Source organism: Dyella sp. SG609 (genome assembly GCF_012275375.1).
Classification (GTDB): domain Bacteria; phylum Pseudomonadota; class Gammaproteobacteria; order Xanthomonadales; family Rhodanobacteraceae; genus Dyella_D; species Dyella_D marensis.
Genome location: NZ_JAAZQJ010000003.1, coordinates 401533 through 419311 on the forward strand (window position 1 = coordinate 401533; position 17779 = coordinate 419311).

Here is a 17779-nt window from a genome sequence, read left to right on the forward strand (position 1 = left end):
CAATCCACATGGCCGTGAACGCCGCCTATTTATTTCGCCGTCCGGCGCATCGCGCGAACGGCTTTCGGGGATGGATATCCAGATATGCAAAGCGCCGGGGCGTGAGCCACCGGCGCTTTGCATATGCGGGAGGTTGATTCGCGCGGGATCAGTCGGTACCGATCACCTTGCCCGTATGCGGATCGATCTGCAGCTTTACGTCGGCGCCGGCGGGGTTCTCCGCCTTGGCGCGCCACAGGCCATCCTTGAAATCCACATCGTGCACGTGGGTGTAACCGGCGGTGGAGAGCGAGGCGCGCACGTCGGTTTCGCTGAGGCGCGAGACTTGTTCGTCGGGATACGCCTCGCCGGTGCGCGGATCGATCTTGACGGTGACGCTGCGACCGTCCGCGCTTTTTGCGCGGGCCCGCCACATGCCGTCGCGGAATTTCAGATCGTGGATCTTCTTGTAGCCCTGCTGCTCGAGCTGGTTGTGCACCTGCCGTTCGGTCAGCGCGTCCTGCGCCATCGCGAGCGGAGCGGCCAGCGCTACGGCGAGCGCCAGTGCGGTGGCCAATGAAGAAGGATGAAGCTTCATCGACGTCTCCTCTTTGCGGTGGGGAATGGAGCCCGTCGAGTCTTCCTTCGGCGGACGCAACCTCGGGTGAACGAGGACGCCGCGTACACGAAGCGAAAGATGCGCTGAATAGCGCGCTGCTTGGATAGCTAGGAAAAAATCCCGGCGGCGAGTCGCTCCGACGACCTCGCCGCCGCTGGCGTGCTCGCCAGTACCGGCCATCCCCGGCAGTAGGAAGGTGGCCCGCGGCGAGGGTCGGGCTGGCAAGGGGGCACGTGCAACTGACCTCGCCGCGGGCACCTGAGCATCGTGCCGATGAGGCTCGACGCCCGGAATCAGATAAGTCCTATTAGGCGAGCCGGGTGCCGCGCGGTTCAGTCCGGGAAGTTCTGCAGCTTGTGCTCGAACGCAGCCATATCGCCGACGAACCAGAACATCGCTCCGCGATTGGTCTCATGCGCGAAATCGCGCAGCGCCTTGCTGCGTTCCAGCCACGCATCGATGTTGCCGATCACCGCGACACGCACGCCGTAGTTGACGAACTTCTGCAGCATCGCGCCGGCCAGGCGGGTGTCGAGGCGGAAGAAGTCTTCGTGCAGACGTTCGGCGGGCAAGGCGACCCACGTGGCCTCGTGCACGCCGGCCTCGGCGATCAGATCGTTCGCGTCGCGCTCCTGCGCCAGCAGCGGACCTTGCGCGGCATAGACCAGCACACGGGTGCCGGCGAGCGTGGAGATGCCTTCGAGCATGTTCCTGATCCTTCCGTGGGGCGTGGCGCGCGGCTCAGTTCATCAGCTGCTGCAGATAAGTCACTACTTCCTCTTCCGGGAGGAAGGTGAGCACGTCGTCCACTTTCAAGCCGTACTTGCGCTTGATGTCCATGAACTCGGTCCTGGCCAGCGCCAGGCGCTGCTCCGGATTGAGGCGGGCCAGTTCGTCGCGCGACAGCGGCGCGGAAGGTTTGCGATCGACAGCTGCGAGTTCTTCCTGGAACTGACGCCAGATATCGTCAGAAATGCGAGTAGGCATTGCTGCGGGGGTTCTTGTCGGGAGGAGGGGAATGTAGCAGCCGCATCGCCGGATGCTAGCGGTTGATGATGGCCTGGGCGCCGCGCACCAGGATGCCGCTGCGCGATTCGCCGGGATGTTCGGCGACATAGCGGTCGATCATCTTGAGCAGCGGCTCCGGCACGGTGATGTTCACGCGGATGGCCTTGGCGGTGAGCCTGGAGGTGTCGACGTCGATGACGTGCCAGGCCCACCGGGTGGCCGGGAAATGCCTTGGGCCGCCCCTGGGGTCCTTGCCCGAGATCAGGTCGGCGAGATTCGACGCGGCGGGAAAGTCCTTGCCTTCGCTCACCACGTCTTCGAGCGCGAACAGGATGGCTTCTTCGGCCTGGGCCAGGGCTTCGTCCAGCGTGTCGCCGGCGCTGAATACACCGGGGAAGTCGGGGACGATGACGCCGAAGGCGGTTTTATCGTTGCCGGTTTCGATGACGACGGGGTAACGCATAGGCACCTCGGGCAAGGCTCAAAGGCCGGCCTGCTTGAGTATGGCGGCGACCAGTCCCTTGCCCAGGTCCTTCTTGGGATGAGGAATGATCACCGTGATCCGGGCCGCATTGCGCAGCTTGTGGTGGCTGCCGCGGACGCCGACCAGAAAGAAGCCTTTGGATCGGAGGAGCTTGAGAAGGTCGGCGCTGTTCATGGCTTTTATACACACGTAGTGTGTATCGGTCAATGGGCGAGGGGCGAACAGCGACAGGCTAGAGGCCGGCGCGGGCCGATCGGCGTAACCAGGCCTGCTTTTGGGCTTGCGCTTACGCTGCACCGGGCAGGGCGCGGACTATCCGATGCGCATGCGCTTCGTTCGACGGGTATGCGCGACGACGCGAGCGCGACGCACCGCTCGTCGAACGAACGATCCGATCTTTAGCAAGCCTGGGATTTTTGCGGCTGCTTCAGCGCAACGCTGGAAAACCGCTTGAGATGGTGGCCGAGGACGGAATCGAACCGCCGACACGGGGATTTTCAATCCCCTGCTCTACCAACTGAGCTACTCGGCCAGAAGTGCTGACGACCAGGAAGGTCATCGGTACTGCGTGGAGCCGCGCATTAAACCGAAGTTCGCCGCGGCCGTCAAGAATCCGCGTCGGGCGCCACATAGCCTTCCGGCTGTGCGACGTCGCCGCCGAACAGGAATTTTTCCATTTCCTCGCCCAGGAACTTGCGCGCCTTCGGGTCCAGCGGGTTGAGGCGGTATTCGTTGATCAGCATGGTCTGGTGCGCCAGCCATTCCTGCCAGGCGGGCTTGGAGATTTCCGCGTAGATGCGCTGGCCGAGCGGGCCGGGCCAGGGGGCGAAGTCCAGGCCTTCGGCTTCGATGCCGAGCTTGGCGCAGCGGATGGTACGGCTCATCGCGGAGTTTCCTTAAAGACTTTGCAGCAGGGTGCGCACGGGAGCGGGCAGGCCGAGCGCGGCGAGGTCGCCGGTGTCGCACCAGCGCAGCGCGGGATTATCGGCGATGGCGCGATGCGCTGTCGCGCCGTCGAACAGCAGCGGCTCCACCTGCAGGCGGTAATGGCTGAAGACGTGCACGAAGGGCGTGAGCGCCTGGGCATCGTCGATACGCGCCAGCTGCTGCGCCTTGCGCCAGGCCTCTTCGGTGCCCTCGGCTTCCGGCAGGCTCCACAGGCCGGCCCATACGCCCTGCGGGCCGCGGCGTTCCAGCAGCACGCGGCGGCGTTCGTCGCGCAGCAGCAGCATTACGGTGGAGCGCGTGGGCACGGCCTTGCCGGGCTTGGCGCTGGGTAGTTGCGCGGTGAGCTGGTCGCGTTTCGCCACGCAGTCGGCGGCGACGGGGCAGTCCTCGCACTTCGGCTTCGAGCGTACGCAGACGGTGGCGCCCAGATCCATGATCGCCTGCGTGTAGTCGGCGACGCGCGCGGCCGGCGTGTACGCCTGCGCATGCCGCCACAGTTCTTTTTCCACCGCGCTCTGCCCGGGATGCCCGTGGATGCCGAGATGGCGTGTCAGCACGCGCTTGACGTTGCCGTCCAGGATGGCGAAGCGCAGCCCGTGCGCCTGCGCCAGGATGGCACCGGCGGTGGAGCGGCCGATGCCGGGCAGGGCAGCGAGCGCATCGAAATCGCGCGGCAGTTCGCCGCCGTGCTGTTCCACGCACAGCTGCGCGGCGCGATGCAGAAAGCGGGCGCGGCGGTAGTAGCCCAGGCCCGACCACAGTGCGAGCACCGTGTCCTCATCCGCCGCGGCCAGGTCGCGCAGCGTCGGCAGCGAGCCGACGAAGCGCTGGAAGTAGGGAATCACCGTGCCGACCTGGGTCTGCTGCAGCATCACCTCCGACAGCCATACGCGGTAGGCATCGCGCGGATGCTGCCAGGGCAGGTCGTGGCGGCCATGGCGGTCGAACCACGCCAGCAGCCGGGTGGCGAAATCGGGCATCGCGAGCTTGCTCATTTCGGTGCGCGCGGCGCGGCGGACTTGCTGTCGGCGGGCGCGGCCGCGGAAGCCGCGGACACCGGGGCGACGCCGGTCTTGATGCTCAGGCCTTCGATGCTCACGCCGCCGCTTTCCAGCTTGGCGATCTCGGCGGTGCCGCTGCCGGGCGGCACGCTCAGGCGCGGACCCTGCGGATGGTTGAGCTGCGCCCACCAGTCGGCCAGCGCCAGCGGCGGCAGGCGCAGGTCGGCGTGGTTGCCGGGGCCGTCGAGCTTGACCGCCAGCAGCAGCGGGTCGACCTGGTTGGCGGGAGTCAGCACCAGCGAGGTGTCGTAGACGCCGGCCTCGGCGTGATCGAGCTTGCCGCGCAGGCGCAGCGAGGCATCGGCGGCGCCGTGCCAGTGTGCGTCGCCGGACAGTTGCAAGGTGAGCGTGCTGCCTTGGGAGAAGTGCACGCCCAGCGCATCCAGTTGCAGCGTGTCGCCCTTCAGGCGCGGCGTCGCCGACAGATCCAGCTGCAGCGGTTCGCCCGCTGCATCCTTGGCGGAAATCGACAGCGGAAACGGCTGGCCGGAGATCAGGCTGCCGGTATCCAGCGACACGTCGCCCAGCAGCAATTGATTGCCGCGCACCAGGCTGCCGCGCGTCACGCGCACGCCGGCGTCGATGCGCGGAATCTGCGGCGGCTCGCCGGCCGAACGCGGCGGCAGGCTGGCGGCCCAGGCTTCCAGTGCGTCCAGGTCCACGCGCGGAGAATCGATCTCCAGCCGCGAAATCACCGTCTCCTTGCCCAGCAGCGCGCGCCACGGCAGCTGCAGGCGCCCGCGCGCGGCGAGCAGGATCGGCATGCTGGCGTCTTTCGCGCTCAGCGTGAGCCCCTGCAGTTCCAGCGCGGGGCGCGGGAACAAGGTGGGGCTGGCGGGGCTGGCGAGATTGAGCACCAGGCCGGCGTTGCTGGCTTCGCGCTGCAGCAGCGCGGTGAAGCGGCTCGGCTGCAGCAGCAGGTACAGCGAGATCACCGCGGTCAGCAGCCCGACCAGCGCCAGGCCGCCGACGCTCCACAGCGCGATGCGCAGCCAGCGCGGCAGGGTCACTCGCATGGCTGGCGCATACCGTCAGGCACCGATGCTGGCCGGCAGCAGGCCGTCCACGTAATCCTGGGCGTCGAACACGCGCAGGTCCGTGGCGCTTTCGCCCAGGCCGACATAGCGGATCGGCAGCCCGAACTCGCGGGCCAGCGCGAACACCACGCCGCCCTTGGCGGTGCCGTCCAGCTTGGTCACCACCAGGCCGGTCACGCCCACGATCTGGCGGAACTGGCGCACCTGGCTCACCGCGTTCTGGCCGGTGGTGCCGTCGATCACCATCAGCACCTCGTGCGGCGCGTCGGCGTCGAGCTTCTTCAGCACGCGGGCGATCTTGCCCAGCTCGTCCATCAGGCCGCCCTGGGTATGCAGGCGGCCGGCGGTGTCGGCGATCAGCACGTCGGCGCCGCGCGAGCGCGCGGCCTGCAGCGCATCGAAGATCACGCTGGCCGAATCGGCGTCCTGGCCCTGCGCGATCACCGGCACGCTGTTGCGCGCGCCCCAGGTCTTGAGCTGTTCCACCGCGGCGGCGCGGAAGGTATCGCCGGCGGCGAGCAGCACCGCGCGGTTCTCGTCGCGGTAGCGGCGCGCCAGCTTGCCGATGGTGGTGGTCTTGCCGACGCCGTTGATGCCCACGGTGAGCACCACGAAGGGCTTGCGTCCGCTGACGTCGAGCGGCTGCTGCACCGGCGCCAGCAGGGTCACCAGTTCCTTGCGCAGCGCGGCCAGCAGGGCGGCGGCGTCGCCGAACTCGCGCTTGTGCATGCGCTTGCGCAGGTCTTCCACCAGCGAGGTGCTGGCTTCGATGCCGACGTCGGCGGTGATCAGGGTGGTTTCCAGCTCGTCGAGCAAAGCGTCGTCGAGCTTGGGGTTGCGGCTGAACAGCGAACTCAGGCCGCGCGCGAAGGAGCTGCCGGACAGGCGTTCGCGCCAGCTGCGCTTGGCCGGAGCGGCTTCGGCGGCGGGGACTTCGAAGGGGTGTTCCTCGGTGTCGGGTTCGGCCGGCGGGGCGGCTTCCGACAGTGCCTCGCCGAGCGCGGGGTTATCCAGCGAGCCGGCATCCGCGTCGTGCGGAATGGCCGCGGCCGGAGCGTCGGCGGCCTGCTCGTCTGCAGCCTGCTCGGCCGGCGGCGGCGTGGGCGTCTCGGCGGGTTTCTTCTTCCAGAACTTGAGCATTGCGGCGGGGATTCGAAGACAATGCCGCCCATGCTACCACCCCCGACTTTTCCTCCCCGACTCCCAGCCGGCACCCCGCGCATCGCGGCGCGGCCGCGGTTCACATGAGCGGCGCGGCCGGGCGCATCCGCATCATCGGCGGCACGCTGCGCAATTCCCGTCTGGACGTACCCGGACTGCCGGGCCTGCGCCCCACCGCCGAGCGGGTGCGCGAAACGCTGTTCAACTGGCTGGCGCCGGTGATCGCCGGTGCGGAATGCCTGGATCTGTGCGCAGGGACCGGGGCGCTGGGCATCGAGGCGCTGTCGCGCGGCGCGGCGCGCACGCAGTTCGTGGAGCGCGATCCGCGCGCGGCGCAGGCCCTGCGCGGCAACCTTGTCCGCTTGAAGGCGGCCGGCGGCGAGGTGGCGGCGGCGGATGCCGGGGCTTACCTGCAAGGCCCGGCGCGGCCGTACGGCGTGGTCTTCCTCGACCCGCCCTTCGCGCTGGAGCTGTGGGAGCCGCTGTCCAGGCGGCTGGAAAGCGGCGGCTGGCTGTCGCCTTCGGCGTGGATCTACGTCGAATCGCCGCGCGGCAAGACGCTGAGCCTGCCGCCTGCATGGCAGCTCCATCGCGAGGGCCATGCCGGCGAGGTGCGCTACGCACTCTATCGGCGGGTTGCCTGAGCCAGCCCAGGCGCTAAGCTACCGGTCCTTTTCGCCGCAGCGTCGAAGCCCACGTGAATCCGCCGGTCAATACGCGTCTCGCCGTCTATCCGGGCACCTTCGATCCGATCACCAACGGACACGCCGACCTGGTCGCGCGCGCCGCGCCGCTGTTCGAGCGGGTGGTGGTGGCCGTGGCCGAAAGCCAGAACAAGGGAGGCAAGGGCCCGGGCTTCAGCCTCAACGAGCGCATCGCGCTGGCGCGGCTGGCCCTGGCCGACCTGCGCAACGTGGAAGTGCGCGGCTTCGACTGCCTGCTGGCGGACTTCGTGCGCGAAATCCACGCCGGCGTCATCATCCGCGGCCTGCGCGCGGTGTCGGACTTCGAATACGAATTCCAGCTGGCCAGCATGAACCGCCATCTGATTCCCGGCGTGGAAACGCTGTTCCTCACCCCGGCCGAGCAGTACAGCTTCATCTCGTCTTCGCTGGTGCGCGAGATCGGCCGCCTCGGCGGCGACATCTCCGGTTTCGTGCACCCGGCCGTGCAGCAGGCGATGCGCCAGCGCCGTATCTAGGGAACCTCTGATCTATTCCTACGTACCCGGCATGACGTCCAGAAGGCCCGCAGGCGTGGCCGCGCGGCGCCGGGAAGACTGGCCGTCTTGCCAAGTCGCGCGGCCACGCCTGCGGGCCTTCTGGACGTCATGCCGGGTACGTAGGAATAGATCAGAGGTTCCCTAAGCGTGGTTTGCATCGGGGGCGCTCGTGTATGCTCCCGGCCATCCTGCGGACAGGGGCAGCGTTCCCGTCAGCGGCACCGGAGGGTCCTGTCTTCCGGGATCCACCTCCAGACTTCCAAGAACTCCAGGGTGACCACCATGTACAAGTACGCACTCCTTGCCGCCATCGCGCTCGGCTCGCTGGCCCTCGCCGGCTGCAACAAGGGCGAGGACGAGAACGCCAGCCAGGCCACCACGCAGACCGCGCAGGTTTCCAAGCCGACCGACCCGAACGACGCCAAGGCCTGGAACGCGTACCTCGGCCAGATCGTGCAGAAGAACATGCAGGGCATGACCGCCGATCGCCCGTACCCCTACCTGGTGAACGCCGGCGACAGCGACGACGACAAAGCCAAGCGCGACCGCCAGCTGTCGAACGTGCAGGACACCGTGGCCCGCGGCGTGCTGCCGGGCAATATGCTGGTGTTCGCCGGTCCGGAATCGGCCAAGACCGCCGACCTGATCATCGAAGCCTTCAAGGATGCCAAGCCGGGTTCCTTCAAGGACGTGATCATCCTGTTCATCGGCGACCAGGCCGACGAGGCGCGCGTCACCACCGCGCTGCAGCCGACCGGCGCCAAGCTGCGCTTCGTGGCGATGTAAGCCAGGGTTGCGGCCTTCGCGGCAAGAACCCGCGGCGTGCAGACGCCGCGGGTTTTTTATTGGGCGAAATCCCGGGCCCCGGGCCGATTGCTGCGCCGCGGCATCCGGCGCTACCGTGTACACTCGCGCGATGTCCCTGAAAATCCTCGATACCTGCGTCAACTGCGACGTATGCGAACCGGTCTGTCCGAACAAGGCTATCTCGCTGGGCGAGGAGTACTACGTGATCGACCCGGCGCTGTGCACCGAGTGCGTGGGGCATCATGACGAACCGCAATGCATCGAGGTCTGCCCGGTCGAATGCATCCTGGTCGACCCCGAGCACACCGAGACGCAGGAACAGCTTCAACTCAAGTACCGCCAGTTGATGAACGAGGGGCAGGCATGAGGTTTTCCGTGAAGTGGCCGGCGCTGCGCGCCCGCGCCGTGCTGTTGGGCCTGCTGCTGGTCAGTGGCGCCGCCTGTGCGGATGGTCCGCATAACGTTCCCGCCGCGGCGAAGACGCCAATCGCGCTGAAGGGCCCGGGCAAGGCCGCCATCGCCAGCGCCAACTTCCACGCCACCGAGGCCGGCCTCGAAGTGATCGCCAAGGGCGGCAACGCCTTCGACGCGGCGATCGCGGTGGCCTCCGCGCTGTCGGTGGTGGAACCGGAAAGCTCCGGCATCGGCGGCGGTTTCATGGCGGTGCTGCACCGCGCTGCCGACGGCAAGGACATCTTCATCGATGCGCGCGAGACCGCGCCGGCTTCGGTGAACGCCAAGGACTACCTCAGCGCCGACGGCTCGCCCAACCGCGACGCCGCGCTCAACGGCCCGCTCTCCGCCGGCATTCCCGGCGAACCGGCCGGCCTGGCCTGGCTGGCCAGGCACTACGGCAAGCTGCCGCTGAAGGAGTCGCTGGCCCCGGCGGTGCGCCTGGCCCGCGACGGTTTCGAGCCGGACAGCCGCCTGCTCAACGCCATCGAGGAACGCCAGAAGGACATCCGGCGCTGGCCCGCTTCCGCCGCCAAGTTCCTGCCGGGCGGCAAGGTGCCGGGCAAGGGCGAGACCTGGCGCGATCCCGGCCAGGCCCGCACGCTGGAACGGCTGGGCGAGCAGGGCCACGACGGTTTCTATCGCGGCGACGTGGCGCAGAAGCTGGTCGCCGCGGTGAACGCGGCCGGCGGCCACTGGAGCGCCAAGGACCTGGAGAGCTACCAGGTGAAGGAGCGCGCGCCGATCGTGGTCGACTACCGCGGCTACCGCATCGTCACCGCGCCGCCGCCTTCCTCGGGCGGCGTGGCGGTGGCCGAGATCCTCAATATTCTTTCCGGCTTCGACCTGGCCAAGCTGGACGACGCGCACCGCACGCATCTGGTGATCGAGGCGATGCGCCGCGCCTTCCGCGACCACAACGATTACCTGGGCGACCCGGACTTCGTGAAGATGCCGCTGGACATGCTGCTGTCGCCTTACTACGCGGCCGGCCTGCGCCAGACCATCCTGCCGGACAAGGCCACGCCTTCAGCGATGCTGCCGGCGAGCACCGGCGTCGATCCGGGCATGCACACCACGCATTTCTCGGTGATCGACCGCGAGGGCAATATCGCCTCGATCACGCTCACGGTTAACTACACCCTGGGTTCCACCTTCGTCGCCGACGGCACCGGCGTGCTGCTCAACGACGAGATGGACGACTTCGCCCTGGTGCCGAACATGCCCAACGTCTACGGCCTGCTCGGCAGCGCCGCCAACGCGCCGGCACCGGGCAAGCGCATGCTGTCGTCGATGACGCCGAGCATCGTGTTCGGCGCCGACCGCGTCGGCGTGATCGGCTCGCCGGGCGGCTCCACCATCATCACCCAGGTGCTGGAAGGCATCATGGCGTTCATCGACGGCAAGGACGCGCTCGGCATCGCCGGGCAGAAGCGCTTCCATCACCAGTACATGCCGGACCGCGTGGACGTGGAGGAGGGCGTGTTCGACGCCGCCACCGCCGACGCGCTGACCCGCATGGGCCATACGCTGAAATCCCGCTCGCCGTGGGGCTATATGAACGTGGTCACCTGGGACCTCAAGAGCGGCAAGCTCGACGCGGCCAGCGATCCGCGCCGGCCGTCGGGCCTGGGCAAGGTGCAGTAAGAGGAACGCCGGCGCGCTGCTAAGGGGGCGCGCGCCGGTGCCATGAGACAAGTGGTAGGGCAGGGGATTTCCATGCAGTTGTGGTCGCTCACCGGTAACTCCCAGCAGCTCGACGGCGGTGCCATGTTCGGTAACGCGCCGAAGGCATTGTGGTCGCGCTGGATCGCGCCCGATGCGCAGAACCGCATTCCGCTGGCCTGCCGCTGCCTGCTCGCCAAGGATCTTGACGGCCGCAACGTGCTGTTCGAAACCGGCATCGGCGCCTTCTTCGAGCCCGCGCTGCGCGAACGCTACGGTGTGATGGAAGAACGCCACGTGCTGCTCGACTCGCTGGCCCAGGCCGGCCTGTCGCACCAGGACATCGACGTGGTGGTGCTGTCGCACCTGCACTTCGACCACGCCGGCGGCCTGCTCGCCGCGTGGGAAGAAGGCGAGCCGCCCAGCCTGCTGTTCCCCAAGGCCACCTACGTGGTGGGCGCCGAACACTGGCGCCGCGCGCAGCAGCCGCATCCGCGCGACCGCGCCTCGTTCATTCCCGAACTGCAGGCGCTGCTGGAAGACAGCGGGCGGCTGGAGCTGGTCGAAGGCGAGCATTCCGCGACGCTGGGCGCGTCGGTGCGCTTCAGCTATTCGGACGGCCATACGCCCGGGCTGATGCTGGCCGAAGTGGGCGGCGTGGTGTTCTGCGCCGACCTCATCCCCGGCCGCTTCTGGGTGCACCTGCCGATCACCATGGGCTACGACCGCTACCCCGAAGAGATCATCGACGAGAAGCGCGCCTTCCTCGAAGACAAGCTCGCGCGCGGCATCGAACTGTTCTTCACCCACGACCACGACTGCGCCATCGCCCGCGTGGTGCGCGACGAGCGCGGCCGCTACGGCACCGCCGACGAACGGCGCGAGCTCGCCGGGCTGGTGCGCGCATGAGCGCGCGGCAGTGGCTGGCGGGAGTGGCCGGCGCCGTGCTGGTGCTGGCGGGCCTGGGGCTGGTGGCGATGACCGAGCAGGCGGCGATCGAGCATCGCGTCGCCGCCGAGCGCCACGGCGGCCAGGTACTGGACGTGCAGGGCGATGCGCGCCCCGACGTCGGCAAGGACCGCTATATGGTTCGCGTCAGCGGGCGGCTCAACGTGGTCGACGCGCCGCTCGATCCCGAATTCAACCAGCGCGTGGCCACGCCGGTGCTGGTGCGCCACGTGGAGATGTTCCAGTGGCGCGAAGTGCGCGTCGGCAGCGACGTGCATTACGAGCAGGACTGGGTCGACCGCCCGCTCGACGCCAGCCGTTTCGAAAAGCCCGCCGGCCACGCCAACCCGGGCGCCTTCCCCATCCAGGGCAAGCAGTTCGATGCCGGCCTGGTGAAGATCGGCGGCTATGCGCTCGCTCCCGCCTTGCTGCATGCCTTGCCGGGCGGCGACCTGATCGGTCCCGACCTGAAGACGCTGCCGGCGAATCTTGCCGCGAGCTTTTCCAGCTACGGCGATTACCTGGTGACCAGCGCCAGCCCCGAGCATCCGCGCCTGGGCGACCTGCGCGTGAGCTGGGAAGCCATCCCGGTGCAGGTGCTCACCGTCTTCGCCCGTCCGCAGGGCGACCTGCTGGTGCCGGCCAGCGACGCCGCCGACGGCAAGGGCTATGACGTGCAGGTCGGCGAACGCCGCCTGGTCGACGTGCTGCCGGACGTGCCGGAGCCGCCGGTCTTCGCCGTGGCGCGGCGCGTGCTGGCGGTGCTGCTGGTCAGCCTGGGCATCTTCCTGCTGCTGCGCAGCCGGATGTCCGACCATCACGCGCCGCTGATCGCGCTGGGCGCGGGCGTGCTGCTCGCCGGCGCCGTGGCGGGGGTCATGTGGCTGGGCAAGGACCTGCAGGCCAGCGCGTACTGGTTCGTGCTCGCGGTGGCGGGGCTCGCCGTGGTGGTGTGGCGGCTGCATGCACGGGCGGCTCACTGAATGCCGCTCAATCTCGTCATTCCGGTGAAAGCCGGAATGACGGATCTTGGACGTTGACCCCACCGCACACACGGGACGAGGCATGGCGGAGCAAGTCGATGTTCTGGTGGTGGGCGGCGGCATCAACGGCGCCGGCATCGCGCGCGATGCGGTAGGCCGGGGCTTGAGCGTCTGGCTGTGCGAGCAGGACGACCTGGCCGCGCACACCTCCAGCGCCAGCACCAAGTTGATCCATGGCGGCCTGCGCTATCTGGAGCAGTTCGAATTCGCCCTGGTGGGCAAGGCGCTGGCCGAGCGCGAGGTGCTGCTGCGCGTGGCGCCGCACATCATCTGGCCGCTGCGCTTCGTGCTGCCGCACCAGTCGCATCTGCGCCCGGCGTGGATGATCCGCCTGGGCCTGTTCCTCTACGACCATCTGCAGCGCGGCCGCCGCAGCCTGCCCGGCTCGCGCCGCGTGCGCCTGTCCCGGCATGCGGTGGGCCAGCCGCTGCGCGAGGAGTTCCTCACCGGCTTCGTCTACTCCGACGCCTGGGTGCAGGACGCCCGCCTGGTGGTGCTCAACGCGATGGACGCCGTGCAGCGCGGCGCGCGCGTGATGACGCACACGCGCTGCGTCAGCGCGCGGCGCAGCGGCGACCGCTGGCTGGCGCGCTTGCAGGGCGCGGACGGCAGGATCACCGAAGTGGCGGCGCGCGCGCTTGTCAATGCCACCGGTCCGTGGGCCGTCGATTTCCTCGACGACGTCGCCGCCGAAGGCCACGACCGCAGCCTGCGCCTGATCAAGGGCAGCCATATCGTGGTGCCCCGGCTGTACGAGCATCGCTACGCGTACATCTTCCAGCAACCTGACCGGCGCATCGTGTTCGCCATTCCCTACGAGCGCGAGTTCACCCTGATCGGCACCACCGACGTCGAATACCGCGCCGACCCGGCGCATCCGCGCATCGATGCGGAGGAAATCTCGTACCTGTGCGACGCGGTCAACCGCTACTTCAAGCGCAGCATCGCGCCGGCCGACGTAGTGTGGAACTACAGCGGCGTGCGTCCGCTGCTCGACGACGAAAGCGGCAAGGCCTCGGAAGTGACGCGCGATTACCTGCTGGAGATCGAGCCGGCCAGGGGCGCGCCCCTGCTCAACGTGTTCGGCGGCAAGCTCACCACCTTCCGCAAGCTGGCCGAGGAAGCGGTGGACAAGCTCGCACCCCTGCTCGGCAACAAGGAACCCGCCTGGACCGGCAAGGGCCATCCGCTGCCCGGCGGCGATATCCAGGACGTCGACGGCCTGGCGCAGCAGCTGCGCGCCACGCGTCCCTGGCTGGGCGAGGCGATGGCCTGGCGCCTCGCGCATACCTACGGCAGCCAGTCGGTGCGCGTGATCGGTAATGCCGCTTCGCTGGCGGAACTCGGCGAGCATTTCGGCGCCGATCTCTACGCCAGCGAAGTGGACTATCTGCGCCGCTACGAATGGGCCAGCTGCGCCGAGGACGTGCTGTGGCGGCGCACCAAGCTGGGCCTGCACGTGGGTGCGGAAGGCGCGGCGCGGCTCGACGCGTATTTCGCCAAGAACTGAGATTCCGATTCACACGCCGGGCGCGGACGGCCCGGCGCATCCTGAGGAGAGCGGTGGAATGCGGCAGACGATCGGTGAATTGATTTCGGAAGCGCTGGCGATGTTCATCATCATCGGCCTGGGCGACTCGGTGGCGTGCATGTACGTGCTGTACGACCCCAGCCCGTACCAGAATGCCTACTGGGGCGTGTGCATCGCCTGGGGCCTGGCGGTGACCATCGCCATCTATGCCACCGCGTCGGTGTCCGGCACGCATGCCAACCCGGCGGTGACCTTGGCGCTGGCGCTGTTCCGCGGCTTTCCGTGGAAGAAGGTGCTGCCGTACACGGTGGCGCAGGTGATCGGCGCGTTTCTCGGCGCGGCCATCGTCTACGTGCTGTTCGGGCCGGTGATCGATCATTACAACCAGACGCACGGGCTCACCCGCGAAGCCGGCGGAGCGGCCGGCGTGTTCTTCACCCATCCGGGGTTGGCGATCACGCCGATGCATGCGCTGCTGGACCAGGTGATCCTTACTGCCTTCCTGCTGTTCGGCATCTTCGCCATCACCGAGCGCTTCAACGAGATGGCGCCCGGCGCCAATTCCGGCGCGCTGATGATCGGCCTGCTGGTGGCGACCATCGGCGCCTCGATGGGCTATCTCGAAGCCTGGGCGATCAACCCCGCGCGCGATTTCGGCCCGCGCGTGTTCGCTTTCTTCGCGGGTTGGGGCGGCTCCGCCTTGCCCAGTCCGGACAACTACTGGTGGGTGCCGATCGCCGGTCCGCTGATCGGCGGCGTGGTCGGTGCCGGCGCGTACCAGCTGCTGGTGCATCCGTTCCTGCCGGCGCGCGTGCGCGAGCTGGAAGCGGCGCGCGCGGCCGCCGCGCAGGGCAAGCCGGTTTCCTCTTCCAGCACGTCGGCCTGAGCGAGGCGTTCCATGGACAAGACCTACATCCTGGCGATCGACCAGGGCACCACCAGCTCGCGCGCCATTCTGTTCGACCACGACGGCCACATCGTCGGCACCGCGCAGCGCGAATTCCCGCAGGTGTTCCCGCAGCCCGGCTGGGTGGAGCACAACCCGCGCGAGATCATGACCAGCGTGCTGGTGACCATGACCGAGGTGATCAACCAGGCCGGCGTGGACCCGGCGCGCATCGCCGGCATCGGCATCACCAACCAGCGCGAGACCACGGTGGTGTGGGACAAGAGCAGCGGCCAGCCGATCCACAACGCCATCGTGTGGCAGTCGCGCCAGACCGCCGCGATCTGCGAGCGGCTGAAGCAGGAAGGCTACGACGAGCTGGTGCGCGGCAAGACCGGCCTGCTGATCGACGCGTACTTCGCCGGCACCAAGGTGCGCTGGATCCTCGACCACGTCGACGGCGCGCAGGAGCGCGCGGAACGCGGCGAGCTGCTGTTCGGCACCATCGACACCTGGCTGATCTGGAACCTCACCGGCGGCAAGGTCCACGTCACCGACTACACCAATGCCTCGCGCACGCTGATCTACGACATCTACCGGCGCCAGTGGGACGATGAGCTGCTGCGGATGCTGAACATTCCGCGCGCGATGCTGCCTGAGGTGAAGTCCTCCAGCGAGATCTACGGCCAGACCTTGCCCAAGCATTTCTTCGGCCGCGAAGTGCCGATCGCCGGCATCGCCGGCGACCAGCAGGCCGCGCTGTTCGGCCAGGCCTGCTTCGAGCCGGGCCTGGCCAAGAACACCTACGGCACCGGCTGCTTCATGCTGATGAACACCGGCGAGAAAGCGGTGGCATCGAAGAACGGCCTGCTCACCACCATCGCCTGGGGTGTCGACGGCAAGGTCGAATACGCGCTGGAAGGCAGCATCTTCGTCGCCGGCTCGGTGATCCAGTGGCTGCGTGACGGCCTGCGCATGCTGGGCAAGGCCAGCGATTCGCAGGACTACGCCGAGCGCGCGCGCGACAGCGAGGGCGTGTACTTCGTGCCGGCCTTCGTCGGCCTGGGCGCGCCGTACTGGCGCAGCGACGTGCGCGGCGCGGTGTTCGGCTTGTCGCGCGGCACCACCAAAGAGCAGTTCATCCGCGCGGCGCTGGAATCGATGGCGTACCAGACCCGCGACGTGCTCGAAGCGATGCAGAGCGACTCCGGCATCGAGCTGAAGGAGCTGCGCGCGGACGGCGGCGCCATCGCCAACGATTTCATGGCGCAGTTCCAGGCGGACATTCTCGACGTCACCCTGCTGCGGCCGAAGGTGCAGGAAACCACCGCACAGGGTGCGGCGTATCTGGCCGGGCTCGCGGTGGGTTTCTGGCAAAGCCGCGAGGAGATCGCGCGGCGCTGGGCGGTGGACCGGGAGTTCAAGCCGTCGATGGCGCAGGACAAGCGCGAGAAGCTTTATAGCGGCTGGAAGAAGGCGGTGCGGGCGACGATGGAGTTCACGCCGGACTGATCGTCACACCCGCGTAGGTTGGGGTGAGCCGAAGGCGAACCCCAACAGGGGCGCATGCGTAGCGGAGACGTTGGGGTTCGCTGCGCTCACCCCAACCTACGCTGTTCAATGCGGCTTCTGCTCCGCAAACGAATGCACATGGTCCGCCCAGCGGATCGCTTCCAGATACGCCGCCGCCATGCGCCGGATATGCTGCGGCGAGGCTTCGCCGCCGCGCAGCTCGCCGGCTTCCCAGCGCTGCACCTGTTCCAGCAGCGGCGCGAACGGCCCCTGCTGTTCCAGCAGGGCGGCGCGGATGTCCGGGGCCAGCGGCAGATGCTGCAGCAGCAGTTCCATCGGCGCGCACATCAGGCTTTCCAGCAGCGAGAACAGGCCGGTGGTGAAGGCCATCTCGCGCTGCTCGCGCGACAGGTTCTGCGCCAGCTGCTCGCACATGTGGGCGCGGATCAGCGCGGCGCGCAGCAGTTCCGGCGGACGGTCGTCCATGCCGCTCAACGCCATGGTGCTGATCCAGTTGCGCATGCGGGTCAGGCCGAAAAAGATCGCCGCCTGCTCCACCGACTTCAGCTGGCGCGGCAGCGCGAAATAAGCGGAGTTCACGCAGCCCAGCAGCTTGTAGCTGAGGATCACGTCGTTGCGGATGATCTGGCCCAGCTCCACCGGGCCGTTGCCGTCCTCGTCCAGCGCGCGCAGCAGGCGCAGCACGCTCAGGCGGTTGGCGGTGAGCACCGGCATGTCCACTTTTTCGGGACGCAGCAGATACGGCCCCTGGATGCCGGCGAACGGCAGCGCCATGCAGCGGTTGCAGGTGTCGTGGTCGTTCACGTGGCCGGCCACCACGTGCAGGCCGCGCGCGTGCAGCGCTTCGCAGCGCTCGCGCAAGGTGGCTTCTTCGAGCCGGCTGGCATCCAGCCGCACGTAGCGCGACAGATCCAGCAGCACGCGCAGTTCGTCCAGGTCGCCGGCTTCGCCGTCCAGGTCCAGCAGCAGCGCGCAGCCGCGCGCCGACAGCTGGCGCAGGCGCTCCAGCAGCAGCACGTCGTGGATGGCCTGCGGCGAAACGACCAGGCCGATGCGCGGGTGGCGCAGCACCTGGTCGGCCTGTTCCAGCACCAGCTCGCGCGGCAGGCGCACAAACACGCGGTTGCCGCGGGCCCACTGGGTGACCGAGCCGTCGATGATGGTGGAGAGCAGGCGGTGGCCGAGCGCGGCCTCGTCCTCGCCGTCTTCCTGCAGCAGCAGCTCGTACGCCATCAGCTGGCGGTCGCGGTCGAGCATCGGGATGCGCACTACCGGCAGCGGCGAGCTGGCGGCGGTGCCGGCCAGGGCGGCGGCGTGGGCTTGGGCGGCTTCTACAGCGGTATCGGTCATGGAGAGGTCGGCCAGCGATGGTCCTGCGCCGGGGCAGGGCCGTG

Annotated in this window: 20 protein-coding genes and 1 tRNA gene; 10 read left to right on the forward strand and 11 right to left on the reverse strand. The window is 68.4% G+C overall.

The annotated features are described in order from the left end of the window. Positions 1-148: 148 nt before the first annotated feature. From FHW85_RS07945 to ftsY, 10 genes are all read right to left on the reverse strand, one after another. Positions 149-577 (reverse strand): PepSY domain-containing protein, encoded by a 429-nt coding sequence (locus FHW85_RS07945; protein ID WP_167256661.1) that lies wholly within the window; start codon positions 575-577, stop codon positions 149-151. Positions 578-930: 353 nt separating this feature from the next. Then, positions 931-1305, reverse strand: coding sequence for a DUF4180 domain-containing protein (locus FHW85_RS07950; protein WP_168647901.1), 375 nt, complete (start codon positions 1303-1305; stop codon positions 931-933). Between the two features lie 34 nt (positions 1306-1339). Next, on the reverse strand, positions 1340-1585 hold the full coding sequence (locus FHW85_RS07955; protein WP_167256663.1) for a 2-hydroxyacyl-CoA dehydratase: 246 nt from the start codon (positions 1583-1585) through the stop codon (positions 1340-1342). A gap of 55 nt (positions 1586-1640) precedes the next feature. After that, a complete protein-coding gene (locus FHW85_RS07960; protein WP_167256664.1) occupies positions 1641-2069 on the reverse strand; it encodes a type II toxin-antitoxin system HicB family antitoxin in 429 nt (142 codons plus the stop codon). An 18-nt stretch (positions 2070-2087) separates the two neighbouring features. Further along, on the reverse strand, positions 2088-2264 hold the full coding sequence (locus FHW85_RS07965; RefSeq protein WP_167256665.1) for a type II toxin-antitoxin system HicA family toxin: 177 nt from the start codon (positions 2262-2264) through the stop codon (positions 2088-2090). Positions 2265-2546: 282 nt separating this feature from the next. Continuing rightward, positions 2547-2622: transfer RNA gene (locus FHW85_RS07970), tRNA-Phe, on the reverse strand. A gap of 73 nt (positions 2623-2695) precedes the next feature. Continuing rightward, on the reverse strand, positions 2696-2974 hold the full coding sequence (locus tag FHW85_RS07975; protein ID WP_167256666.1) for an oxidative damage protection protein: 279 nt from the start codon (positions 2972-2974) through the stop codon (positions 2696-2698). 12 nt (positions 2975-2986) lie between these two features. Further along, complete coding sequence (gene mutY / locus FHW85_RS07980) at positions 2987-4018, reverse strand: A/G-specific adenine glycosylase (protein ID WP_168647989.1); 1032 nt, start codon at positions 4016-4018, stop codon at positions 2987-2989. Between the two features lie 11 nt (positions 4019-4029). After that, the gene (locus FHW85_RS07985; protein ID WP_343203604.1) at positions 4030-5115 is read right to left on the reverse strand and encodes an AsmA family protein; all 1086 of its coding nucleotides are present in this window, start codon (positions 5113-5115) and stop codon (positions 4030-4032) included. Between the two features lie 15 nt (positions 5116-5130). Then, complete coding sequence (ftsY, locus tag FHW85_RS07990; protein ID WP_168647902.1) at positions 5131-6276, reverse strand: signal recognition particle-docking protein FtsY; 1146 nt, start codon at positions 6274-6276, stop codon at positions 5131-5133. Between the two features lie 104 nt (positions 6277-6380). Here ftsY and rsmD point away from each other — a divergent pair, with 104 nt between their 5' ends. The 10 genes from rsmD to glpK all read left to right on the forward strand — a co-directional run bounded on the left by rsmD (position 6381) and on the right by glpK (position 16364). Beyond that, positions 6381-6941, forward strand: coding sequence for a 16S rRNA (guanine(966)-N(2))-methyltransferase RsmD (rsmD, locus tag FHW85_RS07995; RefSeq protein WP_168647903.1), 561 nt, complete (start codon positions 6381-6383; stop codon positions 6939-6941). A 53-nt stretch (positions 6942-6994) separates the two neighbouring features. Beyond that, a complete protein-coding gene (coaD, locus tag FHW85_RS08000) occupies positions 6995-7498 on the forward strand; it encodes a pantetheine-phosphate adenylyltransferase (protein WP_026636784.1) in 504 nt (167 codons plus the stop codon). Between the two features lie 303 nt (positions 7499-7801). Next, positions 7802-8305 (forward strand): hypothetical protein, encoded by a 504-nt coding sequence (locus FHW85_RS08005; RefSeq protein WP_167256669.1) that lies wholly within the window; start codon positions 7802-7804, stop codon positions 8303-8305. Between the two features lie 130 nt (positions 8306-8435). Then, a complete protein-coding gene (locus FHW85_RS08010; protein WP_167256670.1) occupies positions 8436-8693 on the forward strand; it encodes a YfhL family 4Fe-4S dicluster ferredoxin in 258 nt (85 codons plus the stop codon). Further along, positions 8690-10426 carry a gamma-glutamyltransferase gene (gene ggt / locus FHW85_RS08015; protein ID WP_168647904.1) on the forward strand — a complete coding sequence of 579 codons (1737 nt, stop codon included), beginning with the start codon at positions 8690-8692 and terminating at the stop codon, positions 10424-10426. Before FHW85_RS08010 ends, ggt begins: the two co-directional genes overlap by 4 nt. Before the next feature lie 72 nt (positions 10427-10498). Next, positions 10499-11353 (forward strand): MBL fold metallo-hydrolase, encoded by an 855-nt coding sequence (locus FHW85_RS08020; RefSeq protein WP_168647905.1) that lies wholly within the window; start codon positions 10499-10501, stop codon positions 11351-11353. After that, positions 11350-12375 (forward strand): TMEM43 family protein, encoded by a 1026-nt coding sequence (locus FHW85_RS08025; protein ID WP_168647906.1) that lies wholly within the window; start codon positions 11350-11352, stop codon positions 12373-12375. Before FHW85_RS08020 ends, FHW85_RS08025 begins: the two co-directional genes overlap by 4 nt. An 82-nt stretch (positions 12376-12457) precedes the next feature. Beyond that, positions 12458-13945 (forward strand): glycerol-3-phosphate dehydrogenase, encoded by a 1488-nt coding sequence (gene glpD, locus FHW85_RS08030; protein WP_168647907.1) that lies wholly within the window; start codon positions 12458-12460, stop codon positions 13943-13945. A gap of 58 nt (positions 13946-14003) precedes the next feature. Beyond that, positions 14004-14852, forward strand: coding sequence for an MIP/aquaporin family protein (locus tag FHW85_RS08035; RefSeq protein ID WP_167256675.1), 849 nt, complete (start codon positions 14004-14006; stop codon positions 14850-14852). 12 nt (positions 14853-14864) lie between these two features. Further along, positions 14865-16364, forward strand: a complete 1500-nt coding sequence (glpK, locus tag FHW85_RS08040; protein WP_168647908.1) for a glycerol kinase GlpK — start codon at positions 14865-14867, stop codon at positions 16362-16364. Between the two features lie 105 nt (positions 16365-16469). On the opposite strand, the gene FHW85_RS08045 is transcribed toward glpK, so the two are convergent. Next, complete coding sequence (locus FHW85_RS08045; RefSeq protein ID WP_243868122.1) at positions 16470-17735, reverse strand: HDOD domain-containing protein; 1266 nt, start codon at positions 17733-17735, stop codon at positions 16470-16472. Positions 17736-17779 lie beyond the last annotated feature (44 nt).

Excerpts from the sequence above, each read along its gene's own strand:
- FHW85_RS07945 (WP_167256661.1), bottom strand. The coding sequence starts at position 577 with ATGAAGCTTCATCCTTCTTCATTGGCCACCGCACTGGCGCTCGCCGTA.
- FHW85_RS07950 (WP_168647901.1), bottom strand. The coding sequence starts at position 1,305 with ATGCTCGAAGGCATCTCCACGCTCGCCGGCACCCGTGTGCTGGTCTAT.
- FHW85_RS07955 (WP_167256663.1), bottom strand. The coding sequence starts at position 1,585 with ATGCCTACTCGCATTTCTGACGATATCTGGCGTCAGTTCCAGGAAGAA.
- FHW85_RS07960 (WP_167256664.1), bottom strand. The coding sequence starts at position 2,069 with ATGCGTTACCCCGTCGTCATCGAAACCGGCAACGATAAAACCGCCTTC.
- FHW85_RS07965 (WP_167256665.1), bottom strand. The coding sequence starts at position 2,264 with ATGAACAGCGCCGACCTTCTCAAGCTCCTCCGATCCAAAGGCTTCTTT.
- FHW85_RS07975 (WP_167256666.1), bottom strand. The coding sequence starts at position 2,974 with ATGAGCCGTACCATCCGCTGCGCCAAGCTCGGCATCGAAGCCGAAGGC.
- mutY (WP_168647989.1), bottom strand. The coding sequence starts at position 4,018 with ATGCCCGATTTCGCCACCCGGCTGCTGGCGTGGTTCGACCGCCATGGC.
- FHW85_RS07985 (WP_343203604.1), bottom strand. The coding sequence starts at position 5,115 with ATGCGAGTGACCCTGCCGCGCTGGCTGCGCATCGCGCTGTGGAGCGTC.
- ftsY (WP_168647902.1), bottom strand. The coding sequence starts at position 6,276 with ATGCTCAAGTTCTGGAAGAAGAAACCCGCCGAGACGCCCACGCCGCCG.
- rsmD (WP_168647903.1), top strand. The coding sequence starts at position 6,381 with ATGAGCGGCGCGGCCGGGCGCATCCGCATCATCGGCGGCACGCTGCGC.
- FHW85_RS08005 (WP_167256669.1), top strand. The coding sequence starts at position 7,802 with ATGTACAAGTACGCACTCCTTGCCGCCATCGCGCTCGGCTCGCTGGCC.
- FHW85_RS08010 (WP_167256670.1), top strand. The coding sequence starts at position 8,436 with ATGTCCCTGAAAATCCTCGATACCTGCGTCAACTGCGACGTATGCGAA.
- ggt (WP_168647904.1), top strand. The coding sequence starts at position 8,690 with ATGAGGTTTTCCGTGAAGTGGCCGGCGCTGCGCGCCCGCGCCGTGCTG.
- FHW85_RS08020 (WP_168647905.1), top strand. The coding sequence starts at position 10,499 with ATGCAGTTGTGGTCGCTCACCGGTAACTCCCAGCAGCTCGACGGCGGT.
- FHW85_RS08025 (WP_168647906.1), top strand. The coding sequence starts at position 11,350 with ATGAGCGCGCGGCAGTGGCTGGCGGGAGTGGCCGGCGCCGTGCTGGTG.
- glpD (WP_168647907.1), top strand. The coding sequence starts at position 12,458 with ATGGCGGAGCAAGTCGATGTTCTGGTGGTGGGCGGCGGCATCAACGGC.
- FHW85_RS08035 (WP_167256675.1), top strand. The coding sequence starts at position 14,004 with ATGCGGCAGACGATCGGTGAATTGATTTCGGAAGCGCTGGCGATGTTC.
- glpK (WP_168647908.1), top strand. The coding sequence starts at position 14,865 with ATGGACAAGACCTACATCCTGGCGATCGACCAGGGCACCACCAGCTCG.
- FHW85_RS08045 (WP_243868122.1), bottom strand. The coding sequence starts at position 17,735 with ATGACCGATACCGCTGTAGAAGCCGCCCAAGCCCACGCCGCCGCCCTG.